This is a genomic window from Pseudonocardia sp., from assembly GCF_025465255.1.
Taxonomy (GTDB): Bacteria; Actinomycetota; Actinomycetes; order Mycobacteriales; family Pseudonocardiaceae; genus Pseudonocardia.
The window spans coordinates 19,761-31,036 of sequence record NZ_JAODNI010000115.1; the positions used below are offsets into that span (position 1 = coordinate 19,761).

General features: G+C 74.5%; 12 protein-coding genes. 8 read left to right on the forward strand and 4 right to left on the reverse strand.

Annotation, left to right across the window (positions count from 1 at the left end; all coding sequences use genetic code 11):
* Window positions 1-65: 65 nt before the first annotated feature.
* Window positions 66-638, forward strand: a complete 573-nt coding sequence (locus JWP64_RS13940) for a hypothetical protein (RefSeq protein ID WP_297496419.1) — start codon at window positions 66-68, stop codon at window positions 636-638.
* A gap of 113 nt (window positions 639-751) precedes the next feature.
* Here JWP64_RS13940 and JWP64_RS13945 read toward each other — a convergent pair whose 3' ends face one another.
* Window positions 752-1,714: a thiamine-phosphate kinase gene (locus JWP64_RS13945; RefSeq protein WP_297496463.1), complete on the reverse strand. Its 963-nt coding sequence runs from the start codon at window positions 1,712-1,714 to the stop codon at window positions 752-754.
* A gap of 122 nt (window positions 1,715-1,836) precedes the next feature.
* On the opposite strand from JWP64_RS13945, the gene JWP64_RS13950 reads away from it, so the two are divergent.
* From JWP64_RS13950 to JWP64_RS13960, 3 genes are read left to right on the forward strand one after another with little or no spacing between them, the layout of a single operon-like run.
* Window positions 1,837-2,073, forward strand: a complete 237-nt coding sequence (locus tag JWP64_RS13950) for an Lrp/AsnC ligand binding domain-containing protein (RefSeq protein ID WP_297496421.1) — start codon at window positions 1,837-1,839, stop codon at window positions 2,071-2,073.
* A 5-nt stretch (window positions 2,074-2,078) separates the two neighbouring features.
* The gene (locus tag JWP64_RS13955) at window positions 2,079-2,657 is read left to right on the forward strand and encodes a DUF3515 domain-containing protein (protein WP_297496423.1); all 579 of its coding nucleotides are present in this window, start codon (window positions 2,079-2,081) and stop codon (window positions 2,655-2,657) included.
* A 55-nt stretch (window positions 2,658-2,712) separates the two neighbouring features.
* Window positions 2,713-3,399: a hypothetical protein gene (locus tag JWP64_RS13960; protein WP_297496425.1), complete on the forward strand. Its 687-nt coding sequence runs from the start codon at window positions 2,713-2,715 to the stop codon at window positions 3,397-3,399.
* Here the strand turns inward: JWP64_RS13960 and JWP64_RS13965 are convergent.
* Entirely contained in the window at window positions 3,336-4,460 is a 1,125-nt protein-coding gene (locus JWP64_RS13965) for a D-alanine--D-alanine ligase family protein (protein ID WP_297496427.1), read from the reverse strand. The genes JWP64_RS13960 and JWP64_RS13965 overlap by 64 nt on opposite strands.
* A gap of 54 nt (window positions 4,461-4,514) precedes the next feature.
* Between JWP64_RS13965 and JWP64_RS13970 the strand changes: the two genes are divergently transcribed.
* Window positions 4,515-4,949, forward strand: a complete 435-nt coding sequence (locus JWP64_RS13970) for a TIGR03618 family F420-dependent PPOX class oxidoreductase (RefSeq protein ID WP_297496429.1) — start codon at window positions 4,515-4,517, stop codon at window positions 4,947-4,949.
* A gap of 231 nt (window positions 4,950-5,180) precedes the next feature.
* Window positions 5,181-7,751 (forward strand): MFS transporter, encoded by a 2,571-nt coding sequence (locus tag JWP64_RS13975; protein WP_366889926.1) that lies wholly within the window; start codon window positions 5,181-5,183, stop codon window positions 7,749-7,751.
* 8 nt (window positions 7,752-7,759) lie between these two features.
* On the opposite strand, the gene JWP64_RS13980 is transcribed toward JWP64_RS13975, so the two are convergent.
* Both JWP64_RS13980 and JWP64_RS13985 read right to left on the reverse strand, forming a co-directional pair.
* Window positions 7,760-8,647, reverse strand: coding sequence for an alpha/beta hydrolase (locus JWP64_RS13980; RefSeq protein WP_297496433.1), 888 nt, complete (start codon window positions 8,645-8,647; stop codon window positions 7,760-7,762).
* A 47-nt stretch (window positions 8,648-8,694) separates the two neighbouring features.
* Window positions 8,695-10,092: a PLP-dependent aminotransferase family protein gene (locus tag JWP64_RS13985; RefSeq protein ID WP_297496435.1), complete on the reverse strand. Its 1,398-nt coding sequence runs from the start codon at window positions 10,090-10,092 to the stop codon at window positions 8,695-8,697.
* 71 nt (window positions 10,093-10,163) lie between these two features.
* Between JWP64_RS13985 and JWP64_RS13990 the strand changes: the two genes are divergently transcribed.
* Together JWP64_RS13990 and JWP64_RS13995 are read left to right on the forward strand one after the other, a co-directional pair.
* Window positions 10,164-10,811, forward strand: coding sequence for a pyridoxamine 5'-phosphate oxidase family protein (locus tag JWP64_RS13990; RefSeq protein ID WP_297496437.1), 648 nt, complete (start codon window positions 10,164-10,166; stop codon window positions 10,809-10,811).
* A 67-nt stretch (window positions 10,812-10,878) separates the two neighbouring features.
* Window positions 10,879-11,262: a hypothetical protein gene (locus JWP64_RS13995; protein WP_297496439.1), complete on the forward strand. Its 384-nt coding sequence runs from the start codon at window positions 10,879-10,881 to the stop codon at window positions 11,260-11,262.
* Window positions 11,263-11,276 lie beyond the last annotated feature (14 nt).

Here is an 11,276-nt window from a genome sequence, read left to right on the forward strand (position 1 = left end):
CGCGCGTACCCACCGCCTCCACCAGCGCGGCGTAACGGGCCTCCGGGGCCGGGCGATAGCGGGCCGTGAGCACGACCGGATCCACCGACTCCCCGGAGACCACCACGAACCCGGACGACCCGACCCCGAACGCCCCGGGCGCCGCGCTGCAGACCGGGTTCTTCCGGCCACGGCCGTCGCCGACTCCCCGGCGCGGCGCGGAAGCCGACGCCAGGGCCGCAACCGCCACCGTCGACCCGGAGGAGACTTCGGTCACCGCCGACGCGGGCGAAGCCGCCCGGGCCGCGGCCGGCGCCGCCGAGGCGAAGGACACCGCGGGACCGGCCGAGCCGGACGGCGCCGCGACCGACGCCGGCCCGATCGAGGCGAAGGGCACCCCCGCCCTCGGGGCCGCTCCCGAGCCCGATCCCTCCGCCGACACCGTGATCGCCGGCGCACCGGTCCGGGCGGGGACGCCCGACCACCCCGCCACCCTGCCGGCCCTCGCGCCCGCGACCCTCCCGGCGGCGTTCGCGCCCGTGTTCGCGCCCGTCGCGCCCCCGCCCGTCGCGGCGGAACCGCCGGCCTACCCGGAGCCGCAGCGGTCCTACCCGGTGAAGGAGCACAAGGGCTGGCGGAGGCTGCTCAGGAGGAGGTGACCGCGGCGGCGAGGCGTCGCATCCGCTCGTGCTTCTCGGCGCTCACCCGTCCCGCCTCCGGGCCGGCCAGCGTGCCCGCACGGTGTTGCGATGAGGTCGACGCCACGCATGTATCAGCGGCCGGCGAAGTGGTCCCAGCCCTGGTCGCCCTCGTAGGTCCGGCCGTCCACGAGCACGGCCGGCTCGCCCGCGGCGGCCACGCCGATCGCCCGCCAGCCCTCGGGCAGGGCCGTGCCCGGCGGGAACGTCGCGACGAGCGCGTGGTCCTCGCCCCCGGTCAGCAGCCAGTGCAGCGGGTCGACGCCCAGCGCGGACCCGACGTCGACCAGCCGGGCCGGGACCTCCAGCGCGTCGGACCGGAGGTCGACGAGCACGCCGGACACCCGTGCGATGTGCCCGAGGTCCGCCATCAGCCCGTCCGAAACGTCGATCATGGACGTGGCACCGGCCTTCGCGGCAGCGGGTCCGGCCGCGTAGGGCGGCTCGGGCACCCGGTGGGCGTTCACCACCGTGCCGGGCGAGCGGAAACCCCTGCTCAGGACGGCCAGCCCGGCGCCGGACCAGCCGAGGCGCCCGGCCACCGCCACCACGTCCCCCGGCCGGGCACCGGAGCGCAGGACAGGCGCCCGGCCCTCCAGCGAGCCGAGCGCGGTCACGGAGACCACGAGCGTCGCCGAGGAGGCCACGTCCCCGCCGACGACGCCGACGCCCACGACGCCCGCCTCGGCCCAGAGCCCGGCGGCCAGGTCCTCGAGCGTCGCGACGGGGGTGTCGGCCGGGCAGGCCAGGCCGACCAGCAGGCCCGTGGGCACCGCGCCCATCGCCGCGACGTCCGCGAGGTTCGCCGCCGCGGCCTTGCGCCCCACCTGTTCCGGGGTGGACCAGTCCAGGCGGAAGTGCACGCAGTCGACCAGGACGTCCGTGCACGCGACGACCCTCCCGTCCGGCGCCGCGACGACCGCCGCGTCGTCCCCGGGGCCCAGCAGCGTCGCCGGCGGCTGAGGCCGATCCCGCGTCACCCGGCTGATCAGGCCGAACTCGCCGAGCTCCGACAGGCGCTCGCCCGGTGTGTCGATCGCCTCGGTTGCGTCACGAGGGGTGCTCGACGATGGGGACAAACGCTCCTCCTCAGGTACGTTCCCTTCCGACTCTCCGCCGGAGCACTCCGGCGGACCACGATAAGCGAGAGGGGCACGCCGTGGTGCAGGCCTACATCCTGGTCCAGACCGAGGTCGGAAAGTCGGCCGCGGTCGCCGGAGAGATCTCCGGCATCCCCGGCGTGATCTCCGCCGAGGACGTCACCGGACCCTACGACGTCATCGTCCGCGCCGAGGCGGACACGGTCGACGAGCTGGGGCAGCTGGTCGTCGCCCGCGTCCAGGGCGTCCTGGGCATCACCCGGACGCTGACCTGCCCGGTCGTCAAGCTGGGGTAGGGGAAGTGGACACCCGGCACGGCCCCGACCTGCGGCGACCGGCGGTGGTCGTCGCGATCGCGCTACCCGTGCTGCTCGCCGTCGTCGTCGCGGTCCTCGGGCTGACGTTCCGGGGTCACGGCACCGAGGCCGCGCCCCCACCCGTGCCCGCGGAGACCGGACCGCTCGCGGTCCCCCCGGTCGGGGCCACGGACGGGGGCTCGCCCGGCTGCGTCTCGCTGCTCGCAGCGCTGCCGAAGGAGCTGCCCGCCGATCCGGCGCCGCTCCCGGCCCGGCCGATCGCCGCGCCCTCCGAACCCGGTACCGCGGCCTGGGCCGCGTCGCCCCGGCCGGTGGTTCTGCGCTGCGGGCTGCCACGGCCGGCGGAGCTCGTGCCGACGTCCCCGCTCACCGACATCAACGGCGTGAGCTGGCTGGCGCTGACCGACAACGCCCCGGACCCGGTCCTGACCACGTACGTCGCGGTGGACCGGCCCGTCTACGTCGCCCTCACCGTTCCGACCACCGTGGGCAGCGGCCCGTTGCAGGCGGTCTCGGACGCGGTGGCCTCGGCACTCCCCAAGGGCCCGGTCCTCGTTCGCTGAGACCTCTCAGGTCGTTCCTCGCCAGAACGGTACTCATCCCGATACCGTTTCAGCCATGAACGATCTGGGACGGCTGGAGCGCGCGTGCCTCGTGGTCGGCGCGGTCCTGATCGTCTCGGGCCTGCTGCACCTCGTCGTCTTCGCCATCGACGGCGGGCCGTGGGAAGGCCCGGTGTCGTGGCGCAAGGCCGTCACGTTCGGGGTGTCGTTCGGCCTGACGGTGCTGACGCTCGTGCCGGTCAGCAGGCCGGTGCGGATGTCGGACCGCGCCCGGGGCCTGGTGGTCGGCGGGTTCGTGGCCGCGTGCGTCGTCGAGGTGACGCTGGTGACGATGCAGGCCTGGCGGCGGGTGCCGTCGCACTTCAACCGGGAGACCCCGTTCGACTCGGCCGTCTCGACCGTCCTCGCCGCGGGCGGAGCGGTGATCGTCGTGACCTCCATGGCGGTGACGGTGCTCGCGTTCCGGCGCCGCCCCGCGCTGAGCGGGAGCCGGGTGCTCGCCCTGCGGGGCGGCCTGCTCGTGTTCCTCGTGGCGCTGGGTGTGGGGGTCGCGATGATCGCCGGCGGGGGTGATGGCCGCGGTCGATCCGCTGGACCCGGGGGTCCCGGCGGGCGCGGCGAACGCGATCGGGATCGGGATCGTCGGCGTGGTGGGGCTGTACTCCCTGACGGGAGCGATCAGCGCAGCCCGGTCCCCCGTGCCATCGCCGTCTCGACGAGCGTCGTGAGCAGCGCGGTGTAGTCGACGCCGGTCTCCGCCCACATCCGCGGGTACATCGAGATCGGGGTGAAGCCGGGCATCGTGTTGACCTCGTTGACGGTCAGCTCGCCGTCCTCGCCGACGAAGAAGTCGACCCGGGCCAGGCCCTGGCCGTCCAGCGCCCGGAAGGCGTCGATCGCCATCTCGCGGAGGTTCTCGGCGAGGTCGTCGTCGAGCTTGGCGGGGATGTCGAACTCGCAGGCGTCGTCGAGGTACTTGGCCGCGAAGTCGTAGAAGTCCGCCGTGCTGCCGACCAGCCGGATCTCGGCCGGGAGGCTGGCGCGGAGCGTGCCGTCCGGCAGCTCGAGCACCCCGCACTCGATCTCGCGGCCGACGACCGCCGCCTCGACCAGCACCTTCGGGTCGTGCTCGCGGGCGGTGGCGATCGCGGCGTCGAGGTCCGCCCAGTCCGACACCTTCGTGATCCCGACCGACGAGCCCGCCCGCGCGGGCTTCACGAACACCGGCAGGCCGAGGTCCGCACGCTCGGTCTCGGTCAGGGTCGCGGTCCCGCGCCGCAGCACGACGAGCCGGCCCGCCGGGATCCCGGCCGCGGCCAGCAGCTTCTTGGTGAACTCCTTGTCCATGCCCGCCGCGCTGGCGAGCACCCCGGCGCCCACGTAGGGCAGGCCGGCCATCTCCAGCAGGCCCTGCACCGTGCCGTCCTCGCCGAAGGGGCCGTGCAGCACGGGGAACACGACGTCGACCCCCGCGAGCACCTCGCCCGCGTGCTCCGGGTCCAGCCGGACGAGGCCGCCGCGGGTCGGGTCCCCGGGCAGGACGAGGGCGGGCGCCGAGCCGTCGACCTCGGGCAGCGTGCGGCCGGAGATCCGCAGCACCGACGGATCGTCCGTGCCCAGCACCCAGGAACCGTCCCGCGCGATGCCCACCGGCACGACGTCGAACCGCTCGCGGTCCAGGTGGGCGAGGACGCTCCCGGCCGAGACGCAGGAGATCGCGTGCTCGGAGCTGCGGCCACCGAAGACGACCGCCACCCGCACACGGTCGGTCCGGGTGGTGCTGTCCCTGTGGGCGTCGCTCATGACCGGCGAGCGTAGGCCACGGGCCTCGGGGGTGGCGCGTGCCACACTCGATGCGTGAGCGCACCCGATCTGGAAGCCGTCCGGCACATCGTCCGCAAGGACAGCGGCCTGGCGAGCGTGGCCGTCGTCCGCGCGGACGGGACCCCCCATTCCTCGCTGGTCAACGCCGGGGTCCTCGACCACCCGACGAACGGGGAGCCGGTCGTCGGATATGTCACCTACGGACAGGTGAAGCTCCGAAACCTGCGCGCCCGGCCCGCGACCTCGGTGCTCTGGAGGGCCGGCTGGCGCTGGGCCGCCGTGGACGGGACAGCGGAGCTGATCGGGCCCGGGGACGTCGACGCGGAGACACTGCGGCTGCTGCTCCGGGCGGTGTTCGAGGCCGCCGGTGGCACGCACGACGACTGGGACACCTATGACCGGGTGATGCGGGAGGAAGGCCGGGTGGCGGTGCTGGTCACGCCGGTGCGGGTCTATGGGAACGCCTGATCCCGGGCCCTCCACCGATTCCGCTGTGGGACATCCCACGGCCCCTCCGAGAACTCCAGGGTCGACCGTGGCATGACGCAACAGTTAGCCTGAGACAACTAATCGTCGAAATCTCGGGTGGGAGGCCTCGTGCCAGCCGAAACGTCGGCAGCAGTCGTCGGAGCCGGGAGCGGTCAGGCCGACCCTGACCCCCGGTACAAGTGGATCGCGCTGTCCAACACGACGTTGGGCATGCTCATGGCGACGATCAACTCGTCGATCGTGCTCATCGCGCTGCCGGACATCTTCCGCGGCATCGGGATCAACCCGCTCGAGTCGTCCAACACCAGCTATCTGCTGTGGATGATCATGGGCTTCCTCGTGGTCACCGCGGTGCTGGTGGTCGGCTTCGGCCGGCTCGGGGACATGTTCGGCCGGGTCCGGATGTACAACATGGGCTTCGCGATCTTCGCGATCGCCTCGGTGTTCCTCGGGATCACCTGGCAACAGGGCGACGCGGCCGCGTTGTGGCTCATCGGCTGGCGCATCGTGCAGGGCATCGGCGGCGCGTTCCTGATGGCGAACTCCAGCGCGATCCTCACCGACGCGTTCCCCGTCCGCCAGCGCGGGACGGCGCTGGGCATCAACGGGGTTGCGGCGATCGCCGGCTCGTTCCTCGGCCTGGTCATCGGCGGCCTGCTCGGCCCGGTGAACTGGCACCTCGTCTTCTTCGTGTCCGTGCCGTTCGGCGTCTTCGGCACGATCTGGGCCTACCTGAAGCTCAAGGACAACGGCAACCGCCAGCCCGCCAAGATGGACTGGTGGGGCAACATCACCTTCGCGGTGGGCCTCATCGCCGTGCTGGTCGGCATCACCTACGGCATCCAGCCCTACGGCGGGCACACCATGGGCTGGACGAGCCCGATGGTGCTCGGCTGCATCATCGGCGGCGTCGTCGTGCTGATCGCGTTCGGCGTCATCGAGACCAAGGTCGCGAAGCCACTCTTCGAGCTCTCGCTGTTCCGCAACCGGCCCTTCACCTTGGGCAACCTGGCCAACCTGCTCGCCTCGCTCGGCCGCGGCGGCCTGCAGTTCGTCCTCATCATCTGGCTGCAGGGAATCTGGCTGCCGCAGCACGGCTACAGCTTCGAGCAGACACCGCTGTGGGCGGGCATCTACATGCTCCCGCTGACGATCGGGTTCCTGATCGCGGCGCCGCTCTCCGGCTGGCTGTCCGACAGGTCCGGCGCGAAGCTGTTCACCACCGGCGGCATGGTGATCAGCGCCGTCAGCTTCCTGCTCCTCGAGCTGCTGCCCGTGGACTTCGACTACTGGGTCTTCGCGCTGATCCTGCTGCTCAACGGGCTCGGCATGGGCCTGTTCTCCTCGCCGAACCGGGCCGAGATCATGAACGCGCTGCCGGCGAACGCCCGCGGCGCCGGTGCCGGGATGACGGCGACGTTCCAGAACTCCGCGATGGTGCTGTCCATCGGCTTCTTCTTCAGCCTGATGATCGCCGGCCTGTCGAGCCACCTGCCGGCGGTGATGGAGAGCGGGCTGCTGCAGCACGGCGTGCCCGCGGCGGAGGCGAGCCGGATCGCGGCCCTACCGCCCGTCGGAGTCCTGTTCGCGGCGTTCCTGGGCTACAACCCGGTGCAGGAGCTGCTCGGGAACGTCCTGAACGTCATCCCGCCGGACCAGGCCGCGTTCCTCACCGGGCGCAGCTTCTTCCCGAACCTGATCTCCGGCCCGTTCTCCGACGGCCTGACCGCGGCGTTCTGGTTCGCCGTGATCGCCTGCCTGGTCGCCGCGGTCGCCTCGGCGTTCACCGGCAAGCGGGTCGCCCCCGGCGCGGCGCACGAGCCAGTCGGGGCCGAGCTCGCGGCCGAGGGCGGCGAGCTGGTCGACGAGCAGGGCCTCCACGGGGACGTCGCCGCCCACAGCGGCGCGGTGGCCGCGGCCGTGCGTGCGACCGGCCTGGTCGGGGCCGGGGCGTCCGCGCCCGTCGAGCCGGGCACGCCCGGGTCGGTCGTCGGCGCGCTGCGCACCCCGCACGGCACCGCGATCGCCCAGGGCATCGTCACCGTGACCGCACCCGACGGTCGTCAGGTCGGGCGCACCGAGGTCGACCCCGCGGGTGGGTACGCGCTCTTCGGGCTCGGCACCGGCACGTTCATGGTCGTCGCGACCGCGCCGGGCTTCCGGCCCGAGGTCGCCGCGGTGACGCTCGACGGCCGGGGCGCGCGACAGGACTTCGACCTGCGCGGGGACGGCGCGGTGCACGGCATCGTCCGCAGCGGGAGCGGCCCGGCCGGGGTCCCCGGCGTGACGGTGCTGGCGCTCGATGCGGGGGGCCGGTTGACCGGCCGGGCCGTCACGGACCCCGACGGCACCTTCCGGATGGAGGGCCTGCCCGTCGGCCCGACGACGATCACGGCGACCCTCGCGGGCCGGGCGCCGCAGGCGACGTCGGTGCACGTCGTCGCCGAGGCATCGGTGCCGGTGGCGCTGGCGATCAGCGCCGCGGGCGGCCTCGCCGGGCAGGTCACCGGCCCGGACCGGCGGCCCCTGCCGAACGCGATGATCACGGTCGTCGACGCCGAGGGGACGGTCGTCGCGACCGCCACGAGCGGGGACGACGGCGGCTACCGGGTCCCCGAGCTCATGCCCGGCAGCTACACGGTCACGACGAGCGTGCACCTGCCCGGGGTGGCCCGGGTGGACCTCACGGGATCCGGGACCACCACGGCGGACGTGCAGCTCGGCGCGGTGGGCACGCCCCGGCGCCCCCGCACCGCACCGCTGCCGATCGCAGGCGACTGAGCGGCCGCCTAGAGGAACCGGCGGACCGCCGCGGCGGTCTCGTCCGGGGCCTCGAGCGGGACGAAGTGGCCGATGTCGTCGAGCACCCGCAGCGTGTGGTCCGGCAGGGTCTTCTCCAGGCCCTCGGCGAAGACCGGCGGGTACAGCGGGTCGGCCGCGCCCCAGAGCACCGACGCAGGCACCGTGACCGGCGACGGCGACTCCGCGTCCCGGGCCGCGAGCGCCGCGAAGACCGTCGACGAGCCCGAGCGGTACCAGTTCACGCTGCGCGAGAACGCGCCCCGGCGGGCGTAGGCGCGCACCAGGTCGTCGAGGTGGTCCGGGTGGAAGGCCGCGGGCCGGTGGCCCCAATGCCCGTAGAAGTGCCGCAGGTAGGACAGCACCGCGCCCGGCCGGCCGTCGACGAGCTCGCCGGCCAGCCGTAGCTGGTGGAAGTCCTGGTACCAGAACTCCCCGCGGTGGTCCGGCTCCAGCGCGAGCGGCGCCGACGCCGGGTGCATCGGGTTGCCCAGCACCAGGCCGGTGACCCGCTCCGGGGACTCCCGGGCGAACTGGATCGCGACGGACGAGCCGACGTCGTAGCCGACCAGCACCGCCTGCGCGATCCCCAGCGCGTCGAACACGTCCCGCACCACGCCGACCTGCCCGGCCCGGCCGAAGTGGTCCGCGTGCATCTCCGCGTCCATGGAGCCGCCGAAGCGGCGGAGGTCGATCGCGACGACGTCCGCGTCCGGCTCCAGCAGCGGGCGCAGGCAGCGGTAGTCGATCCAGAAGCCCGGCCACCCGTGCAGGCAGACGACCGTCGGGCCGCTCCCGCCGCGCGTGTAGTGGACGCGCTGCCCCGCGCTGTCCAGGAGCTCGCCGTGTCCCCACAGGGGGCCTGTCCGGCGGGACATCGGAGCGGGTGACCACGCCCAGACCGTAGGGCCGGGGGCCCGGTTCGTCAGCGGGGAATGCGGGTGGCGATCCGAGCGTGCGGCGCCGCCCCGGCAAGGGCCTCCCGGAGGATCGCCGCGAGGTGCGGGAGGGCTGCTCGCAGCTCGGCGCGGGTCGAGCCCGCGTAGCCGAGCACGATCCCCGGCGTCGACGTGGCGGCGTGGTGGCGCTCGAGCCCGTCGAGCGCGATCCCGGCGGCCTCGGCGCAGCGCAGCACGGCCCGTTCGGTGGCGACGTCCGGCACCGGGACGATGACGTGCGCGCCCGCCTCGTCGCCCAGCACCGTGACCCCGGCCAGCGCCTCGACGACCTCCGCCCGCCGGCCGGCCAGCTCGCGACGCAGCCGCCGGAGGTGCCGTGCCAGGTCCCCCGACGCCGCGAACGCCGTGACCACCCGCTGCCCGGCCGGCGCGGGCCGGCTCCCGGTGCGGTCCCGCTGCCGCAGCACCGCTTCGCGCACGGCGGGCGGGGCGACGAGCCAACCCGCGCCGAGCGTCGGCGTGAGGATCTTGCTGGTGGTCCCGAAGTGCGCGACGACGTCCGGGCCCAGCGCCGCGAGCAACGGCAGCGGCGCGACGTCGTAGCGCAGCTCGCCGTCGTAGTCGTCCTCGAGGACCACGAACCCGTCCGCCCGGGCGCGCTCGACCAACGCGACCCGCCGCGCCGCGGGCAGCCGACCGCCGAGTGGGAACTGGTGCGCGGGCGTGCAGTACACGGCGGCGAGCCCCGCCGGGAGCGCGTCCACCACCAGGCCCGCGTGGTCGACCGGGACCCCGACGACACGCAGCCCGGCGGCCCGCAGCCCGCCCGCGGCGCGCTGGTACCCCGGCTCCTCGACGGCGACGACGGCTCCCGCGGGAAGGGTCCGGGCGACCTCGGCGATCGCGCCCGTGCTGCCTCCCGTGGCGAGCACGTCCGCCGGGTCCGCGGCGAGCCCCCGGTGCCGCAGCAGATGCTCGACGACGGCCGCGCGGAACTCCGGCAACCCCTCCGGCCTGGGCTCGGTGTCCGGCGGGGGGTCGGCGGCCGCCCGCCAGGCCCGGCGCCAGGCCCCGCGGTCGAGCACCTCGGTGCACGGGACCCCGGCGCGCATCATGACGAGATACGTCGCCGCGGAGTCTCCCGCCGCGCGCTCCCGGGCCGGGAGTCGTGCCGTCGGCGCGGTCGTCACGTAGGTGCCCGCGCCGACGCGGCCCTCCACCCAGCCCTCGGCGAGCAGCTGCTCGTACGCGGCGGCGGTGACCGTCCGGCTCAGGCCGAGGGTGGCGGCGAGCGCGCGGGTCGAGGGCAACCGGTCCCCCGCGCGCAGCGTGCCGTCCGCCGCGGCCCCGCGCAGCGCCCCGGCGAGCTGCGCGGCGAGGGGCTCGGCGCGGGAGCGGTCGAGCACGATCGGCGGGACGTCCACCGGATTGGCCTCCTCGATCCGGTCGGGAATGGCTCTCCCAGAATGCCACCGGCGCGGCGCAGACTTCGAGGGTGACCTCCACGACCCCCCTGTCCCCCAGCGGACGCAGCACGCTCGGCCGGCTCCACGAACGCGGCCGCGCCGACCGCGCGGACCTCTACGCCGTGCTGGACGCCGGGCTCGTCTGCCACTTCGGGTTCGTCGCGGACGGGGCGCCCGTCGTGCTCCCCGCCGGCTACGGCCGCCTCGGCGACACGATCTACGTGCACGGCTCGTCCGGCGCCCGCTGGCTGCGCTCCTCCGAGATGCCGGCCTGCCTCACGGTCACCCACCTCGACGGGATCGTCTACGCCCGCTCGGTCTTCCACTTCTCGATGAACTACCGCAGCGCCGTCGTCCACGGCACGGCCCGCCTGGTCACGGACGAGACCGAGCGCCGGGACTCGCTGCGCGCGATCGTCGAGCACCTCGCGCCCGGCTCATGGGAGCACGCGCGCACGCCCTCGCGCCGGGAGCTGGCCGCCACCGCGGTCCTGTCGATGGACCTGAGCGAGGCGAGCGTCAAGGTCCGCAGCGGGCCGCCGAAGGACGACGAGGAGGACCTCACCGACGAGGTGTGGGCCGGTGTCGTCCCGGTCCTCCCGACGTTCGGCGCCCCGGTCCCGGACGAGCACGTCCCGGCAGGCCGGGCCGTCCCGGAGCACGTCACGCGGCGGTAAACCCGTTGCCGGGATGCGGCCGCCGCGGCACCCTGACGGCCACCGACGGACCCGGAAGGAGCCGGCCATGACGAGCCACCGCGCCGAGGTCCGCCGGGACGACGAGGAGCTGATCGGCTTCGTCGAGCCGGACGGCTCCGGGAGCTGGCGCTACCTCACTGTGTTCGGGGGTGAGCTCGGCACGGCCGTGGACGAGGGGTCGGCCGTGGCCGAGCTGCACCGGCTCGGGCTGGGCGTGCTGGCCGAGCGCTGGTGGTTCCGCGGCGAGCCGGTGACCATCGTGGAGGCGTCTCCCGGCCGGGTCCTCGCCCAGGTCGGCGGGTTCGCCGGGATGGCGCTGGTCATCACGCCCGAGGCACCGGACGCGCACGAGACCACCGAGCTCACGGGCGCGGAGCTCGACGAGCTGAGCCTGCGGCGTCCCTACCCGACCGCCTCCGGGCGGCCCTGATCGGGTGACGTACC